The organism is Amycolatopsis kentuckyensis (genome assembly GCF_041679295.1).
GTDB lineage: Bacteria > Actinomycetota > Actinomycetes > Mycobacteriales > Pseudonocardiaceae > Amycolatopsis > Amycolatopsis kentuckyensis_A.
In genome coordinates this window covers 615331-632796 of sequence record NZ_JBGDMD010000003.1, presented here as the reverse complement: position 1 = coordinate 632796, position 17466 = coordinate 615331, and the positions used below count along the sequence as shown (strand labels likewise).

Sequence of the window (17466 nt, the reverse complement as noted above, 5' to 3'; positions counted from 1 at the left end):
GCCGATGCCCTCACCCGTCACCTTCACCTCGGCCGGCTCCCAGTCGACGGCGGCCTACAGTTCGGGCGCGCCGAGCAACCTCCAGCGCGCGCTGCTGAAGGTTCACAAGCCGCCGCAGTCCGGCGGGACCGGGCAGCCGCCCGGCGACTGGATGTTCGACATCGAGTTCCAGTTCAACCCCAAGGAATTCTCGGTCAGCAAGAACGCCAAGTGGGGCCGGGACGCCCAGCCCAACGCCAAGAAGAGCGCGCCGCCGCAGTTCAAGGGCTCCGACCCGGCCAAGCTCACGCTGGAGATGTTCCTCGACGCCACCGGCAAGATGGACGACGCCGTCGTCAAGAAGGTCGAGCAGCTGTTCACCTGCTGCGTGGCCACCGAGGACAGCCGCCAGCGCCGGAAGCCTTCGCCGCCGTGGGTGATCTTCAAGTGGGGCGGCATGACCGGCTTCCCCGCCTACGTCTCCTCCGTCACCGCGAAGTACACGCTGTTCACGCCGTCCGGGACGCCGGTGCGCGCGGTCTGCACGGTCAACCTGGAGGAGATTTCGGGCGAGCTGGGCGGCCAGAACCCGACCTCCGGTGCGCTCGCCGCCCGGGACACGCACGTGCTCGTGGCCGGGGACTCGCTGCCGTCGGTGGCGTTCCGCGCCTACGGCGACGCCGGGAAGTGGCGCGAGATCGCCGACGCCAACGACATCGACGACCCGATGCGGCTGCGGCCCGGCACCCCGCTGCTGGTGCCCGCGCTGGAGGAGCTCGATGGCTAACGAGACCTTCACGAACACCCTCATGATCGAGGTCGAGGGGACCGCGCTGCCCGACGACGTCAAGGTGATGCTCAGCTACGCCTACGTCGACGACAGCCGGAACCTGCCGGACACCTTCGTGCTGCGCTTCCGCGACCCCGGTTCCGTCGTGCTGGAGAAGGGGAAGTTCAAGGTCGGGGCGAAGATCAAGCTGAAGGTCCAGACGTCCGACCCGGAAGCCCCGCAGGACCTGCTTTCGGGCGAGGTAACCGCCGTCGCGATCGACCTCGACCCGCACGGGACGTTCACCGAGGTCCGCGGGTACGACCACGCGCACCGGCTGTTCCGCGGCCGCCGTGTCACGGCGTACCCGAACATGACGATCGCGGACGTCGTGCGCAAGGTCGCCCAGCGCGCGAAGCTGCCGGTCGGCAAGATCGACAACGTCACGGGTTTCGGCGGCCGCCCGAACACCCAGCTCGGGCAGGACAACGTCAGCGACTGGGAGTTCCTGTCGCGGCTGGCCGACGCGGTGGGCGCGCAGATCGCCGTCCGCGACGGGAAACTCAACTTCGAGCTCCCCGAGAAGCCCGCCGGCGCGCCCTCGACGACCACCAAGGCGACCGCCGACCCGCTGGTCCTCGAGGCCCACGGGACGCTGGTCAGCCTGCGCGCCAGCGTCACCGCGGCCGAGCAGGTCCCGGAGGTGCGGGTCACCGGCTGGGACTACGAGACCAAGCGGGGGATCTCCGCCACCGCGGTCCCGAAGAACGCGGGCACGGACGTGCCGGGGGTGGATCCGGTGGCGCTGGCGGGGAAGTTCGCGAGCCCGCCCTTCCTGGACGCCGCCTCGCCCCGGCGAGTCCAGGCCGAGGCGGAGGCGACCGCGAAGGCGCTGGCCGAACGGTTCGGCGGTGCCTGCACCGAGCTCGACGGTGTCGCCAAAGGCAACCCGAAGCTGCGCGCGGGCACCGCGGTCACGCTCACCGGTGTCGGACAGCCCTTCTCGGGCAAGTACACGCTGACCAGCACGCGGCACCTGTTCAACGCCGAGGTCGGCTACACCACCGAGTTCACCGTGTCCGGGCGCCAGGAACGTTCGCTCTACGGCCTGGTCGCGGGCGGGTCGTCCGGCTCGTCGTGGCCGGGGCTGGTCCCCGCGCTGGTCAGCGACCTCAAGGACCCGGCGAAGCTCGGCCGGGTCAAGCTCACGTTCCCCTGGCTGGACAGGGACTTCACCAGCACCTGGGCCCGCACGGTCCAGCCCGGGGCCGGCAAGGACCGGGGCGCGGTGGTGCTGCCCGAGGTCGGCGACGAGGTCCTGGTCGGCTTCGAACACGGCGACTTCGAGGCGCCCTACGTGCTGGGCGGCCTGCACAACGGCAAGGACACCGCGCCGAAGTTCACCAAGGAGGTCGTCGACGGCACCAGCGGCGAGGTCGCCGTCCGCGGGTTCGTCTCGCGCAAGGGCCACAAGCTGGAGTTCGCCGAGGCGGACGGGATCACCCTGTCCTCCGGGGACGCGAAGTTCGTGGTCAAGATCGACCAGAAGAACCAGGTCATCGAGGTGACCAGCGGCAAGAGCGTCACGGTCAAGGCGCAGAACGGCGTGAGCATCGACGCCGGCACCGGGCCGCTCGAACTCAAGGGCCAGAAGGTGACGGTGAAGTCCCAGACCGACGCCAGCGTCGAGGCGGGAACGCAGCTGAAGCTGAACGGTACCGCGGGCGCGAAGCTCGAAGGCGCCACCGTTTCGGTCGCGGGCCAGGGCCAGACGGAGCTGACCGCCAGCGGTGTCGTCACCGTGCGCGGCAGCGTGGTCAAGATCAACTGACGGGGGAGCGACATGCCACCAGCCGCGAGGGTCGGCGACCCGACCGGGCACCCGGGCGTCATCGCCGGGCCGGGGGTGCCGACCGTGCTCATCGGCGGGATGCCGGCGGCGAACGTCGGCACGCTGCACACGTGCTCGTTCCCGCCGCCCGCGGTGCATCCGCCGACGCCGATCGCGCCGCCGGGCTGCCCGACGGTGCTCATCGGCGGCATGCCCGCGGCCCGGATGGGCGACCTGGCCACCTGCGGCGCGCCGATCGTCATGGGCTGCCCGACCGTCCTGATCGGAGGCTGACATGACGGTGCCGATGAAGGACTTCCTCGGCCGCGGGCTGGCGTTCCCGCTGCACACCGACGCGACCGGCTCGATCGCGCTGGTCGGCGGCGAACGCGAGGTCGTCGAAAGCATCCGGCTGATCCTGGCGACCTCGCCGGGCGAACGCCCGATGCGCCCGGAGTTCGGCTGCGCGGTGCACGACCTCGTGTTCGCGCCCGCCGACGCGGCGACCGCCGGGCAGATCGCCTACGAGGTGCGGGTCGCGCTGGAGCGCTGGGAGCCGCGGATCACCCTCGACGACGTCGTCGTCAGCTTCGACCAGGCCGACCGGGGGACCCTCCTGATCGACATCCGCTACCGCCTGCGCGGCACGAACGACCCGCGCAACCTCGTGTTCCCCTTCTACGTCATCCCGCCGCACGAGTCCATCGAGGACGGTGCGTGATGTCCCTGCCGCTGCCCAACCTCGACGACCGCCGGTTCCAGGACCTGGTCGACGAAGCCAAGTACCTCGTCCAACGCAACTGTCCGGAGTGGACCGACCACAACGTCTCCGACCCCGGGGTCACGCTGATCGAGACGTTCGCGCAGATGGTCGACCAGCTGCTCTACCGGCTCAACCGGGTGCCCGACCGGCACTACCTGCGGTTCCTCGACCTGATCGGGGTCAAGCTGTTCCCGCCGGCCGCGGCGCGCGCGGACGTGACGTTCTGGCTCTCGGCCGCCCGGGACGTCCCGGTGGTCGTCGCGGCCGGCAAGCAGGTCGCGAGCGTGCGCACCGAGGTCGAGGACCCCGTGGTGTTCACCGTCGAGCGGACGCTGACCATCGTGCCGTGCTCGCTCGCGCACCTGGCGACCAGCACGTCCGACACCGGCCTGCCGCCGGTCGACCGCACCGACGAGCTGCTCGTCGGCGGTGGCCCGGCGGCCTTCGCCGAGACCCCCGCCGCCGGTGACGCGGTCTGCTTCGGGCTGTCGGACGCCGTGCCCGGCTGCGCGGTGCTGCTGCGGATGAACTGCGAGGTCGAGGGCCAGGGCGTCGACCCGCACGACCCGCCGTGGCTGTGGGAGGCCTGGGACGGGACCGGCTGGGTGGCGTGCGAGGTCGACCGGGACAGCACCGGCGCGTTCAACCGCGCCGGCGACATCGTCGTGCACGTCCCGCCCGGGCACACGATGTCGGTGCTCGCCCGCCGCCGCGCGGGCTGGCTGCGGTGCCGGCTGGTCGAGGCCAAGGAGAACCAGCCGTTCTACCAGCGTTCGCCGCGGCTGCACGCGGTCGAGGCCTCGACCATCGGCGGCACGGCCGGCGCGGTGCACGCCGAGGTCATCCGCAACGAGATCGTCGGGACCTCCGACGGCACGCCGGGCCAGCGGTTCCCGCTCGGCCGGCCGCCGGTGGTCGCCGGGGACGGCGAGCTGGTCGTCGAGGTGTCCGGCCCGGACGGCTGGCAGCAGTGGACCGAGGTTCGCTCGTTCGCCGGTTCCGGGCCGGACGACCGGCACGTCGTGCTCGACCGGGTCGGCGGCGAGGTCGTGTTCGGTCCCGCGGTGCGCCAGCCCGAGGGCGGCCTGCGGTACTACGGCGCCTTTCCGGCCAAGTCCGCCGCGATCCGCGTGCCCGAGTACCGCTCCGGCGGCGGGCGGCGCGGCAACGTCGCCCGCGAGGTCCTCGAAGTGCAACGGGACCCGATCCCGTTCGTGAGCAGCGTCGTGAACCGCCGTCCCGCGATCGGCGGCGTGGACGGCGAGTCGGTGCGGGACGCGCAGGTCCGCGGGCCGCTGCTGCTGCGCACCCGCGACCGCGCGGTCACGGCCGAGGACTACGAGCAGCTCGCGCGGGAAGCCGCGCCGGAAGCGGCCCGCGTGCGGTGCATCCCGGCGCACGGCGCCGACGGCCGCGAGACCGGCGCGATCCGCGTCCTCGTCGTGCCGGCGGTGCCCGACACCGGCGAACTCGCCTTCGCCACCCTGATGCTGGACGCCGGCATGCGTGCCCGGATCGAACGCCACCTCGACGAACGGCGCTGCGTGGGCGCGCTGGTGTCCGTGGAGCCGCCGTTCTACCAGGGCGTCACGGTGGTCGCGCGGCTGCGGGCCCGGCGCCGGACGACGGCGGGCACCCTCGGCGCCCGCGCGACCCAGGCCCTCTACGACTACTTCAACCCGCTCAGCGGCGGCCCGGACGGCGACGGCTGGCCGTTCGGGCGCCCGGTGCAGTCGGGCGAGGTCTTCGCGGTGCTGCAACGGCTTCCCGGCGTCGAGCTGGTGGAGGACGTGCGCCTGTTCGCCGCGAACCCGATCACCCGCGAACGCGGCGACCAGGTCGACCGGCTCGACCTGCCGCCCCAGGCGCTCGCGTTCTCGTTCGGGCACCAGGTGCGCGTGCGGGAGGCCGGCGCATGAGGACGGGCATCCCGGGGCTGCCGAGCGCGCACCCGATCGGCGACCAGCTGCCCGCGGTGTACGCGGAGGACCGGTTCGTGCGGGGCTTCACCAGCGCGCTCGACGAGGTCCTCGCCCCGGTCCTGTCCACATTGGACAACTTCGCCGGCTACCTCGACCCCGGCGTCGCGCCCGAGGACTTCGTCGGCTGGCTGGCGCACTGGGTCGCGCTGCGCGTCGACGAGAGCTGGAGCCCGGAGCAGCTGCGGCAGCTGGTGACGCGCTCGGTCGAGCTGCACCGGTGGCGCGGCACCCGGCGCGGCCTGGCCGAGCACGTGGGGCTGCTGACCGGCGGGGTGGTCGAGGTGACCGACAGCGGCGGGGTCGTCGCCTCGCCGCGGCCCGGTGCGCCGCTGCCGGACCCGGGACCGGCCTGGGTGCAGGTGCTGGTGCGGGTGCCCGACGCGGCCCGGGTGGACCGGCGGCGGCTGACGGCGGCGGTCGTGGAGGCGGTGCCCGCCCACGTGCGGGTCGCGGTGGAAGTGGTGGAGGGGTAGCGGATGGTCATCTACGCGGAGTGCGGGCACCAGGGGCCCGCCGACGTCGAATTCTGCGGCGAATGCGGCCGGTACCTGAAGTGGGACGACGACGGCCCGGTCGCCGTGCGGGCGCAACCGGTGGTGCAGCAGCAGGTCGTGCAGCCCGCCGAACCGATCGCCCCGGTCCGGCAGCCGGTCGAGCAGACCGTCGAAGAACAGGTCCTCACCCCCGGCGACCTGATCTGCGGCCGGTGCGGCAAGGGCAACGCGCCCACCCGCAACTTCTGCAGCCGCTGCGGGGCGTCGCTGGCCGAGTCCGAGGTCGTCAAGACGTCGTGGTGGCGACGGCTGTTCGGCCGCAAACCCAAGGAGCACAAAGCGGGCGCCCGGCCGGGCAAGGACGGCGTCCGCCGCCGGACCGGCCGGGCCGGGGCCGCGCGCCGGACCGTCGGCAAGGTGATCCGCCGGGCCGTCGCCGTCGCGCTGGTGCTCTCGGCGCTGGTGTACGCGCTGTACCAGCCGTTCCGCGGCGCGATCAACACCGCGGCGACCGGGTTGTGGAGCCAGGTGACCGGCATCTTCGAGGCCAAGCTGAACCCGGTCCACCCGGTCAAGGTGACCGCGACGGCGCAGGCGAACGGGCACGCGGCGCCGCTGGTCACCGACAACGCCAAGAACACGTTCTGGGCCGCCCCGGTCGACCGGGAACAGGTGCTGGTGTTCACCTTCGACCACCCGGCGGACCTGCGGAAGGCGATCGTCTACTCCGGTGACGCGGCGAACTTCCCGGCCGAGCACCGGCCGCAGAAGCTGCACCTGGTGTTCTCCACCGGCAAGACCTACGACATGGTGCTGGCCGACACGCCGGACGCCCAGGAAGTCCCGATCGAGAACAGCGGCGGCGCCACGAGCGTCGAGCTGCACGTGACCGGGCTGTACCGCTCGCTCAACGGCACGGACGTCGCGATCTCCGAGATCGAGCTGTTCGAGGCCGGCTGAGTCACCGAAGTTCGTTGGGGAGGACCGACCATGCGCGCGAACCGAGCGCTGGCGGGTGTCGCGGTCGTCGCGGTGCTCGGCGGCTGGGCGATCAGCGGAGCGCTCTCGCCGACCGCGGCGCAGGCGCCCGCACCGGCGGCGCCCTACCGCGTCGGCTACGTCAGCGCGGCCACGACCGGCCTGTTCCAGGCGACCGGGGAAGGCGCGCAGGCGGCGTTGCCCCGCGGGATCGGGAGCGTCGACGCCGATGCGTCCGCCGGCACCGGGGGCATCGTGTGGGTGAGCCACCGGGCCGCGTCGCCCGGGGGCGCCGAGCGGGACGGCGAGCTCTACTACCTCGCGGACGGCGCACGGCTGCCGGTGCGGCTGACCGACGACGAGACCGTCGACACCCACCCCGCGCTGTCCCCGGACGGCCGCACGGTCGCGTTCGCCTCGGACCGCACCGGCAGCCGGAACCTGTTCGTGATCGGCGTGGACGGCCGCGGCCTGCGCCAGGTGACGGCGGGCCCGGCCGCCGACGACTCGCCGAGCTGGTCGCCCGACGGCACCCGCCTGGTGTTCAGCAGCACCCGCGACGACCCGGCCGGGGACATCTACACCGTCCCGGCCACCGGCGGCGCCCCGGCGCGCCTGACCGCGGACCCGGGCGCCGACACCCAGCCCGCGTGGGGGCCGGCGCGGATCGCGTTCACCACGACGCGCTTCCACCCGACCGGCGACGTCGTGCTGATGGCCGACACCGGCGGCGCGGTCACCCGCGCGGTGCCCGATCCCGGCGACTCGACCGAGCCGGCGTGGTCACCCGACGGCACGCGCCTGGCGTTCACGACCCACACGCCGGACCCGCTCGGCGACGTCAAGGAGATCTCCGGCGGCCGCGTCTCGGTCATTTCGGCGTTGCCCGGCACCGGTGAGACCGAGCCGGCGTTCCGCGCGAACGGGCAGCCGGTGTTCACCGAGCTGCGCGCGGGCGGCAGCACCGACATCTGGAGCGCGGACGCGACCGGCGGCGACCGCCGCGACCTCACCCAGCGCCCGGACGCCGACGAGTTCGACCCGGCGTTCTCCGCCGACGGCACGCTGCTGGCCTACACCCAGGCCGGCCCCGGCGAGTCCCGGGCGACCGAGGTCATGGTGGCCAACGCCGACGGCAGCGCACCCCGCGCGCTGACCGGCCCCGCGGAGGGGACCAAGCACGAGCAGCACCCGGCGTGGTCCCTGGACGCGACGACGATCGCGTTCACGAACACGGTGTTCGAGGGCGAAGGCAGCCGGGACTTCGTGCGGATCGTGCGTGTCGCGGACGGCCGCGTCCTCGGCGACATCCCGTTGCCGCCGTACTTGCGCGGCGACGATTCGCAGCCGGTGTGGTCGGCCGACGGAACGAAGATCACGCTGACGCGCGCGGCCAGGCGGGTCGCGCCGCCGGGACCGTCCAGAGTGGACCCGGCGGTGGTGGACATCCCCGTGGGCCAGGGCTCTTCGGCGGCGATCGACAAGACCGTCCCGACCGACCGGGTCCCGCCGCGGCCGGACATCGTGCTGCTGATGGACCAGACCGACTCGATGGGCGACATCCTCAGCCAGATGAAGACCAAGCTGCACTCGGTCATCGGCACCATCCGCGACAAGGAGCCGGACGCCCGGTTCGCGGTGGCGGCGTTCGGCGACCGGGACGACGCGATCGCGCCCCCGGACAACCCGGCGCCGCTCGGGCGGCTCTTCCAGGTCCAGCAGGACCTGATCGCGGCCGACGACGCGGGGATGGCGGAGCTGGACAAGGCCTTCGCCAAGGTCAACCGGGGCGGCGGTGGCGACATCGCCGAAGACTGGATCTACGCACTGCACAAGGTCGCCACCGGAGCCGTCCGCTTCCGCGAGGACAGCAGCCGGATCATCGTGCTGGTGGGCGACGCGGCCAGCCACGACCCCAGCGGCAACCCCGAGCGCGATGCGACCGCGACCCGGCTGTCGGCCAGCGCCGAGCTGCGGGCCGCGAAGATCAAGCTGGTCGCGGTGCCCGTCCTCACCGGGGAGACGAACGATCCCGACTACGAACTGGACCGCAGGCACCAGGCGAGCGACACCGTCGCCGAGGTCGGCGGGGTCGTCACCCAGACCAGTGACGAGAAGTCGGTCGCGGACGCCATCATCGCGGGCATCGGCGACCTGCCGGTCGCCGTGCAGCCGGTGCCGTTCTGCGACCCCGGCCTCACCCTGACCTTCACCCCCGAAGCGCAGCGGGTGCCCGGTGGCACGAACGCGAAGTTCGTCGAGACCGCGACCGTCTCGGATTCCGCGCCGCTCGGCGCTTTCCTGCACTGCCGGGTCGAGTTCCGGCTCAACGGCGAACCCACCGTGCGGCCCGGCTACACCGAGGACGTCACCGTGCGGGTGAAAGATCCCCGGCTCCCGCTGATCACCGTGCACGACAAGACCGTGCCCGGGACCGCCCCGACCGTCGTCGAATACCCCGCGACCGCGATCGACGCCGACCGCGAAACCGCGATCACGCCCTTCTGCACCCCGTCCTCCGGCAGCCTGTTCCCCGTCGGGGCCACCACCGTGACCTGCACCGCGACCGGACGGAACGGCACCGCCACCGAAACCGCCGTCATGGCGGTCGATCCGGGCGGGAACCGGCAGGAGCTGTGGCAGGTCTCGCTCACCCCGGGACCGGACAGCGTCGTCACCGGGACCCAGCGGGACCTCTCGCCGTCGTTCGGTGAACCGTGCGGCACCGGACGGCAGGGCTCGGCCGACGTGTCGCCGGACGGCGCCGCGATCGCGTTCCGGAACGACAGCCGGCTGATCTGCGTCGCGGCCGCCGACGGCGGGCCCGCGCGGGTGCTGGTGCAGAACACCGACTTCGTCGACAACCCCGCCTGGTCGCCCGACGGCACGCTCGTCGCTTTCGACAGCGCGCCCAGCGAAAGCCCCTCGAGCATCCGGATCGTGCCGTCGGCCGGGGGCGCGTCCACGCTCCTGATCGACGGTCCCGGTGGGGCCTCGCAGCCGGCGTTCCAGCGGATCGCGGACGTCGGCGTGACCGCCACCGCCGTCCCGGCCGCGGTCGCGTTCGGCGGGCTCACGACGGTCGAGTTCGTGGTCACCAACCACGGGGCCGCGACCGCGCCCGGCGTCGGGCTGTTCGTCCGGCTGACCGCCGGGCTGCGGCCGCAGGCGCCCCTCACGACGGCGGGGACGTGCACACCGGAGCTGGTCTGCGCCTTCGGCACGCTGGCGCCAGGCGCTCAGGTGCGGGTGCGGTTCAGCGCGGCCGGTGTGGTGTCGGGACCGCAGGCCGCGACCGGCACCGTCACCACGACCGGCGGCGACGCCGACGCGCGGGACAACTCCGCCACCGCGGTCGTCACCGTCGCCGAGAAGCCGGCGCCGCCGATCACACCGGGCTCGCTGTCGCTGGGGATGGCGGTGTCGGCGGTGCCGCTGTTCGTCGGCGGCGACGACGTCGTGCTGACCTTCCTGGCGCACAACGGTTCCGGCGCGCCGATGCCGGACGTCCGCCTGGCGGTCCAGCTGCCGCCCCGGCTGCCCGCGACCTCGGTGACGCCGGGGTGCGCGCCGAGCGGCGTCAGCTGCGCGCTCGGGACACTCGCGCCGGGGCAGACCGTCGAGGTCCGCATCGCGCTGGCGGCCAAGGCGGCCGTCGACGCCCCGGTGTCGGCGACGATCGCCACGACCGGACCGGACACGACCGCCGCCGACAACGCGGCGAGCGCGCGCGTGGTGATCCGGCAGCCGGTGGTGACGGTGGACCCGGGGATCGGCCCGCTGGGCTTCGTGCCGCGCGTGACGGGCACGGACTTCCCGCCGGGCGCGACGGTCCGGCTGGCGTGGTCGGCCGGCATCTCGGCGACCCCGGGCCTGGTCACGGTCGGCGCGGACGGGAAGTTCCAGGCGCAGTTCCTGATCTTCCACCACGACCTGATCGGCCCGCGCACGGTGTCGGTGGCGTCGGTGATCGGGCCGAAGTTCCAAGCGGTGCAGTCGAACCCGATCCTGGTCGTGCTGCGCACGGAACAACCGCCGTTCGTCACCCGCGGCTGAGGCGCCGGAAACGCTGCCCGTACGGGCAACCACCGGCGCACGGCCGCACACCCGTCCGCCGGTGCCGCACCGGGTGGCGGACGCGGAGACTTCCCTGCATGGGAGCAACGGCGACGCTGTCGGAAGCCGGCCTGGTCGCGGAACCGGGCGAGGAGACGACCTGCTCGGTGACCATCCGCAACGCCGGGCAGGTCGTCGACCAGTTCGCGGTCGACGTCGTCGGCGACGCGAGTGGCTGGGCCACCGCGGAACCGGCGACGGTCAACCTGATGCCGGGGGAGACGGGCACGGTCACCGTGCGCTTCGCCCCACCGCGCTCCTCCGACGTCCCCGCCGGGACGATCCCGTTCGGGGTCCGGGTGTTCTCCAGCGAGGACCCCGCCGGCTCGGTGGTCGAGGAGGGCACCGTCCAGCTCGGCGCCTTCACCGAGGTGACCGCCGAGATCGTCCCGGCCAAGGTGGAAGCCGCGTCCAAGGCCGATTTCGAGGTCGCCGTCGACAACCGGGGCAACCGGCCGGTGGCGGTGGAGCTGAGCCCGCTCGACCCGGAGGACGAGCTGGAGTTCCGGCTCGAACGCGAGCGGGCCGACCTCGCGCCCGGCACGGCCGCGTTCCTCCGGATGCGCGCGAAGCCCCGGAAACGGTTCCTGCGCGGGCAACCCGTGCGGCACCGCTTCCAGGTGTTCGTCATCGCCGACGGCGGCGAGCCGCTCAAAACCGAAGGCACGATGGTGCAGCGGCAGCTGCTGCCCAAGTGGCTGCTGCCCGCGCTCGCCGCGCTGCTGGTGCTGCTGCTCGCCTTGGTGACGCTGTGGTTCACCGTGCTGCGCCCCGCGGTGAAGTCCGCCGCCCGCGAGGCCGCCCAGGAGCAGAACCAGGAGGTCGTGAAGGCCGCGCAGGACGCCGGCGCCGGGGCCGACCAGGCGAAGAAGAACGCCGACCAGGCCAAGCAGAACTCCGAGCAGGCGATGAAAGCCGTCGGCCTGACCCCGCCGGGTGAGAACACCGGCGGTGGGACCGCCAACGACGGCACCACCCCGAGCCGGGCGAACGCCGCCACCGGGACACCGACGGACTTCCGGGTGGCCGCGGACGCGAACATCGACTCGAACGTCAACCGGTTCGCCGAGTTCCCCTACACCATGCCCGACCCGGCCAAGACGCTGGTGATCACCGACCTGATCCTGCAGAACCCGCGTGGTGACACCGGAACCCTGCGGCTGCTGCGGGATTCCGGCGGCACCAAGAGCGTCCTGCTGGAGGTCGGCCTCGCCAACTTCCGCGACCTCGACCACCACTGGCTGCAGGCCTGGCGGTTCCAGCCGGGCGAGAAGATCGTCCTCGCGGTCAGCTGCCAGAACCCGGGCGACCGCGGCCGCTGCACGCCGTCGGTCTCCTTCTCCGGCCGGGTCGAGTGAACCCGTGTCAGATCAGCCCTTCGCGCATGGCGAACGCCACCGCGTGGGCGCGGTTGCGCAGCTGGAAGCGGTTGGTGATGTCGTGCAGGATCGACTTCACCGTCCGCTCGGAGTAGCTCAGCTGGTCGGCGATCTCCTTGGTCTCGAACCCGTCGGCGACCAGCCGCAGCACCCGGGTCTCCCGCTGGGACATCCCGGCGAGGTCCCACCCGTTCGGGTGCAGCACGTCCCGCTGCAGCCGGGACACCCGGGACAGCAGCCGGCCGAGCAGGTCGGGCGGCAGCGCGCCGTCCCCGGCGGCCGCGGTCTTGACGAGCCGGACGAGGGTGTCGGGGGTGGCGTCGGCGCGGCGGATGATCGCCGACACGCCGTTGCCGACGACGTCGAGCAGCTCCGAGTCCTCCACGTCCCCGGCGACCAGGACGACGCCGGCGTGGTCGGCGCACTGGAGGCTGCGCAGCAGCTGCCGGGCCTCCTCGTTCAGGCGCTCCACGATGACCAGCACCACGGCCCGCTCGCCGGCGCCGTCGTCGGCGAAGCGGATTTCGGGGCGTGACCGCAGCGCGGCCGTGACGCCGGCGCGGGTGATGGTGTCGGTGGCGTGCAGCCGCACCGGGACCTGGTCGGTGATCATCGGTAAGCCCTCCCTCGAACGATGTCGGTTCCCAGGATCGGGGTTGCGAGGGCTCGGCGAACAGGGAGGAGGAGTCCCGATATGTCCCGCTTTCCTTACTCCGATCGGGCAATGCCGGCTTCCCGGGCCTTGGCGATGGCCTGGGCGCGGTCGGTGACCCGGAGTTTGCGGAAGATGTGGGAGACGTGGTTGCGCACGGTTTTCTGGCTCAGCACCAGCTGGTCGGCGATGGAGGCGTTGCCCATGCCGCGGGCGATGAGCACCATGATCTCCTGCTCGCGCGCGGTGAGCCGCGGGAACGATTCGTCGCGCGGGGTCGCGGTGCCCAGCAGGGACAGCACCCGGGTGGCGATCGCCGGGCTGAAAATGGCTTCGCCGTCGCCGATCACGCGGACGGCGCGGATGATCTGCTCGTTGCGCGCGCCCTTGAGTAGGTAGCCGCGGGCGCCCGCGCGCATGGCGGCGAACACGGCGGCTTCGTTTTCGAACATGGTCAGCATGAGCACGCCGGTGTGCGGGGCCGCGGTCACGATCCGCCGCGTCGCCTCGACGCCGTCGAGGTCCGGGAGGTTGAGGTCCATCAGGACGACGTCGGGTTCCAGCTGCCGGGCCAGTGCGACGGCGGTGTGGCCGTCGGGCGCTTCGCCGGCGACCTCCATGCCGTCGGTGCCGTCGAGCAGGGCGTGCAGCGCCGCCCGGAAGACGGGGTGGTCGTCGACGACGAGGACGCGCAGGGCGGGGAACATCGCCTCACGCCTTGGCGAGCGGGAGCCAGGCGGCGATCCGCGTGCCGCCCGAGGGGACCGGCTCGACGCGGCAGCCGCCGCCGAGGTCGCCGGCGCGTTCCCGCATCGACCGCAGGCCGGTCCCGCCGACCGTGGGCAGCGCTTCGCCGTCGGTGCCCACGCCGTCGTCGACGATCTCCACGTGCAGGTCGCCGTCCCGGGGCCAGAGGTGGACGGTGCACTGGCGGGCGCCGGAGTGGCGGGCGACGTTCACGAGGGCCTCGCGGATGATCCGGTACGCGGTGACTTCGACCTCCGCGGACAGCGGCGGCAGGTCGGCGTGCACTTCGACGTCGACGCGCAGCGGGCCGTGTTCGGCGGGCACCCGGTCGGAGAGGGCTTCGGCGTAGCGGCGCACGGCCAGGACGAGACCGGCTTCGTCGAGCGCCGGCGGCCGCGCGTCGGCGACGATGCGGCGCAGGTCGGTGATCGTGCGGTAGAGCTCGTCTTCCAGCCGGGCCAGCAGGTCCCCGGCGGCGGCGCGGTCCCGGGCGATCAGGTCCCGGGCGGCGCGCAGCCCGAGCACGGCGACGGCGAGCGTCGGCCCGAGGCCGTCGTGCAGATCGGTGAGCACCCGTTTCAGCCGGTCTTCGTACCCGGCAGGAGCGACGAAGTCGGCGACGACGAACGTCCGGCGCATCTTCACCCCCCGTCCGGCGGAACGGACCGGGCCCTCCGGGCGCAAGGCGGAGAGCCGGCTCGTGCGGGTGGTCCAACCGGCGTTGCGCTGTTTCGCGTAGCAGGGTGGTTACCCGTTGTACTAGTCGTCGCATCCGGTTCCGGCGTTTCACTCCGAACGCTCGGGTAAGGTCACGGAATGGTTCCGATGCGGGGGCGCGAGTAACGGGAGCGGCCGAGTGGCGCAAAAAACCGGGTACGCCGAAATCCATTCATGAACTGCGCCGGGAATCGGTCGAAGTCCGACAACACGCCGGCGCGGCCCTTCCGGGCTAGGGCCGGCGGTAGATCGTGATGGAGTGCCTGACGTCGTCGATCGGTGTGCTGCCGGCGATGAGCGCCGCGAGGCGGTCGTCGGCCTTGGCGATGGCGGAGTCGGACACGGCGAGCAGGCCGTGCACCTGCTCCGGGGGCACGGCGAGCGGGTCGGCCGCGTCGATGCCGTAGCGGGACGGCACCCCGCTGCCCTTGTAGACGAGCCAGACCCGCGCGCCCGGGTGGCGCTCGCCGAGGCGGTCGGCCAGCCGGCCCAGGTCCTGGCCCCAGTCGACGTTCGAGTCGTGCAGGCGCAGGTGGGTCTGCGCGGGCCCGCCGAACGCCTCGTTGGAATAGGGCAGGTAGTACGGGAACGTCCACAGGGAACTGACGGCGGTGAAGACGGCCAGGATCGCGGCGGCGGGGCGGGCCCACCGACGGCGGACGGAGACCACGCCGGCGGCGGCGACCGCCAGGAACACCGGGACGAAGATCGCGTAGCGAACACCGAGGTCGCGTTCACCGGTCATGGCCGCGGCCAGCAGCACGGCCGGGGGAGCGAGGACGTAGAGCGTCGCCGGGCGCAACCGGGGAACCGCCAGCAGCACGACGGCACCGGCGAGCCAGAGCGCGAGCATGCCCAGCGGCGTCTTCACCACCAGGGCGGCCGGCAGGTAGTACCACAGCGAACCGGAGTAGTGGCTGCCGAACAGGAAACCGCTCCACACCTGGTCTTCGAAGCCGAACTGGACGTGCATCCCGTCGAGGTACGGCTGGGGGAACGGCAGCCAGTCGACGAGCCCGCGCAAGCCTTCGACGCCGGGCAGGTCGGCCGGCGGCGTCCACCGCAGCCCCGGATCGACGGCGAGGTAGGAGGCCCACACGACGGTGACGGCGATCAGCGCGAAGGCGGTGACCGCGACGGGACCGACGAACCGGAATGTCGGTTTCGGGTCGTGACGCCGGGCGTGGCGGACCGACAGCACGACCAGGAGCAGCAGCACGGGTACCGCGGCGAGGGCAGTCATCTTGGTGGCCAGGGCCGCGCCGAGCGCCAGTCCCGCGAGGGGGAGGTAGCGGGCGAGGCGGTCCCGGGCCCGCCACAGCAGCCAGACCGACGTCAGCAGGAAGCCGGCGACCGGCACGTCGAGGGTCGCCAGCGACCCGTGCGCGATGACGTCGGGGGAGAACGCGTACAGGGCGAGCGCCACCAGCCCGCCGGCGGAGCCGGTCAGCTCACGCGCGAACGCGAAGACGACCAGCCCGAACAGGAGCGTGAGCAGGACGATCGGCAGCCGGGCCGCCAGGAGCAGCCGTCCGGGGTCGTTGCCCGACTCGTACAGCACGTGGCGGCCGAGCTGCGTCTGGTCGCCGGTGAAGGCGGGGTCGAGGTGGACGTCGGCGAAGGCCGGCCCGGTGGCGATGAGCAGCTTGCCCAGCGGTGGGTGCTCCGGGTTGTACCGCAGGCTGTGCTGCTGCAGGTAGACGACCGCGGTGCCGACGTAGACCGGCTCGTCGATGGTCGGGGTCTGCTCCACGGCCGTCGTGATCATCGCGACCGCCATCTCGGCGAGCAGCGCGACCACGACGAGCGCGAGCCACCACCGCCGGCGCCGCCGTCCGCCGGGGCTCGCCGGAAGCGGCTCCGGCGGGGTCGGCTCCACCGTGCTCGAAAGCGCGCTCGCGGCGTGTGACAACCCGGACTTCCTTTCGCGGGCAACAGGTCACGCGACCAGGGGACGCCTCGTCCCAGCTTCGGTTGCCCGGGCGGCCGAGCCCGCGGATCGATCAGCCCCTGGTCAGCACCTCGTGCAGCGCCGCCGAGAACTCCTTCGGTTTCTCGATGTGCGGGCTGTGCCCGGTGTCGGCGATGACGACCTCACGGTAGTCGCCGCCCGCCGCGGCGTAGCGGTCGAGGACCGCTCTGGTCTGGGTGACCATCGGCTGCGCGGGATGGGTGGCCTCGCCCGGCCAGCCGGGCACCGCACCGAGCCGGCCGAGGTGGGCGAGGTCGAACAGGGAGGTGTCGGACACGATCTGGTCGTCGGATCCCCGCACCCAGAGGATCGGGGGCTTGGGCTCGATCGCGTCGAGGTCGTCGAGGCGGAAGTTGCCGGGCGCCAGGGTGTTGAGCACGCCACGGGTGCCCGGCGCGACGCCCGGCCACGCGTCGGTCGTGGTGAAGTCGCCGGGGTAGTGGTCCTCGCCGACCCGGGTGGTGAGCATCGCCTCGACGAGGTCGTCGAGGCGGGCGGGGTGGAACGGCGGTTTGACGTAGAAGGCCAGGAGCACCTGTCGCGGGGAGAACGGCGACTCGTCCGAGGTGTCGCCGTCCTTGAGCCGGGCGACGAAGTCGGGGTTGCCGCCACCGCCGCCCGAGCCGGCGCCCGCCGCGTCGACCAGCTCGCCGTCCGCGCCCTTGGTGCCGCCGAAGCCGTAGGGCGAGACCGGGTTCACCAGCGTCACGGTGCGCGCGAGCCCGGGGCGCTCGCGCAGCAGCTGCAGCACCACGCCGCCGCCCATGCTCCAGCCGACCAGGTGCGCGGCGTCGATGCCCAGCGCGGCCAGCGTGGCGGCCACGTCGTCGGCGTAGTCGCGCACGCCCCGCGTCGCGTCCACCGGCACCGGGTCGGTGCCGCCGAATCCGCGCAGGTCCACCGCGATCGGGCGGTACCGCGGCGGCAGGTCGAGCATCGGCTCCTGCCAGAAGGCCGAGGACGAGACGTTGCCGTGGACGAACACGACCGGTTCGCCGTGTTCCCGGCCGGCCACCTCCAGCACGTGCACGGTCAGCCGGTCGGTCGGTACCTTCGCCGAAGTGATTCCGTCGAGGAGTGTGGTCAC

14 protein-coding genes are annotated in these 17466 nt (G+C 72.9%); 9 read left to right on the top strand and 5 right to left on the bottom strand.

Annotated elements, in window-relative coordinates:
* The first annotated feature begins 4 nt into the window (after positions 1-4).
* From ACERZO_RS14530 to ACERZO_RS14490, 9 genes are all read left to right on the top strand, one after another.
* Positions 5-766, top strand: coding sequence for a CIS tube protein (locus ACERZO_RS14530; RefSeq protein ID WP_372665155.1), 762 nt, complete (start codon positions 5-7; stop codon positions 764-766).
* Entirely contained in the window at positions 759-2579 is a 1821-nt protein-coding gene (locus ACERZO_RS14525; RefSeq protein ID WP_372665154.1) for a VgrG-related protein, read from the top strand. The genes ACERZO_RS14530 and ACERZO_RS14525 overlap by 8 nt, the downstream gene beginning before the upstream one ends.
* Before the next feature lie 12 nt (positions 2580-2591).
* Positions 2592-2873, top strand: a complete 282-nt coding sequence (locus ACERZO_RS14520; RefSeq protein ID WP_360181615.1) for a PAAR domain-containing protein — start codon at positions 2592-2594, stop codon at positions 2871-2873.
* A gap of 1 nt (position 2874) precedes the next feature.
* On the top strand, positions 2875-3300 hold the full coding sequence (locus ACERZO_RS14515; protein ID WP_372665153.1) for a GPW/gp25 family protein: 426 nt from the start codon (positions 2875-2877) through the stop codon (positions 3298-3300).
* Positions 3300-5261: a putative baseplate assembly protein gene (locus tag ACERZO_RS14510; RefSeq protein WP_372665152.1), complete on the top strand. Its 1962-nt coding sequence runs from the start codon at positions 3300-3302 to the stop codon at positions 5259-5261. The genes ACERZO_RS14515 and ACERZO_RS14510 overlap by 1 nt, the downstream gene beginning before the upstream one ends.
* A complete protein-coding gene (locus ACERZO_RS14505) occupies positions 5258-5797 on the top strand; it encodes a phage tail protein (RefSeq protein WP_372665151.1) in 540 nt (179 codons plus the stop codon). Before ACERZO_RS14510 ends, ACERZO_RS14505 begins: the two co-directional genes overlap by 4 nt.
* Before the next feature lie 3 nt (positions 5798-5800).
* Positions 5801-6778 (top strand): zinc ribbon domain-containing protein, encoded by a 978-nt coding sequence (locus tag ACERZO_RS14500; RefSeq protein ID WP_372665150.1) that lies wholly within the window; start codon positions 5801-5803, stop codon positions 6776-6778.
* Between the two features lie 30 nt (positions 6779-6808).
* Positions 6809-10852, top strand: a complete 4044-nt coding sequence (locus ACERZO_RS14495) for a VWA domain-containing protein (protein ID WP_372665149.1) — start codon at positions 6809-6811, stop codon at positions 10850-10852.
* Positions 10853-10950: 98 nt separating this feature from the next.
* Entirely contained in the window at positions 10951-12270 is a 1320-nt protein-coding gene (locus ACERZO_RS14490; protein WP_372665148.1) for a COG1470 family protein, read from the top strand.
* A gap of 7 nt (positions 12271-12277) precedes the next feature.
* Here ACERZO_RS14490 and ACERZO_RS14485 read toward each other — a convergent pair whose 3' ends face one another.
* The 5 genes from ACERZO_RS14485 to ACERZO_RS14465 all read right to left on the bottom strand — a co-directional run bounded on the left by ACERZO_RS14485 (position 12278) and on the right by ACERZO_RS14465 (position 17466).
* Positions 12278-12904 carry a response regulator transcription factor gene (locus ACERZO_RS14485; RefSeq protein WP_372665147.1) on the bottom strand — a complete coding sequence of 209 codons (627 nt, stop codon included), beginning with the start codon at positions 12902-12904 and terminating at the stop codon, positions 12278-12280.
* Positions 12905-12999: 95 nt separating this feature from the next.
* A complete protein-coding gene (locus tag ACERZO_RS14480) occupies positions 13000-13650 on the bottom strand; it encodes a response regulator (RefSeq protein ID WP_372665146.1) in 651 nt (216 codons plus the stop codon).
* Positions 13651-13654: 4 nt separating this feature from the next.
* A complete protein-coding gene (locus tag ACERZO_RS14475; RefSeq protein ID WP_372665145.1) occupies positions 13655-14329 on the bottom strand; it encodes a sensor histidine kinase in 675 nt (224 codons plus the stop codon).
* A gap of 310 nt (positions 14330-14639) precedes the next feature.
* Positions 14640-16319, bottom strand: coding sequence for a phospholipid carrier-dependent glycosyltransferase (locus ACERZO_RS14470; protein ID WP_372665144.1), 1680 nt, complete (start codon positions 16317-16319; stop codon positions 14640-14642).
* Positions 16320-16410: 91 nt separating this feature from the next.
* Positions 16411-17466 carry an alpha/beta fold hydrolase gene (locus ACERZO_RS14465; RefSeq protein WP_372665143.1) on the bottom strand — a complete coding sequence of 352 codons (1056 nt, stop codon included), beginning with the start codon at positions 17464-17466 and terminating at the stop codon, positions 16411-16413.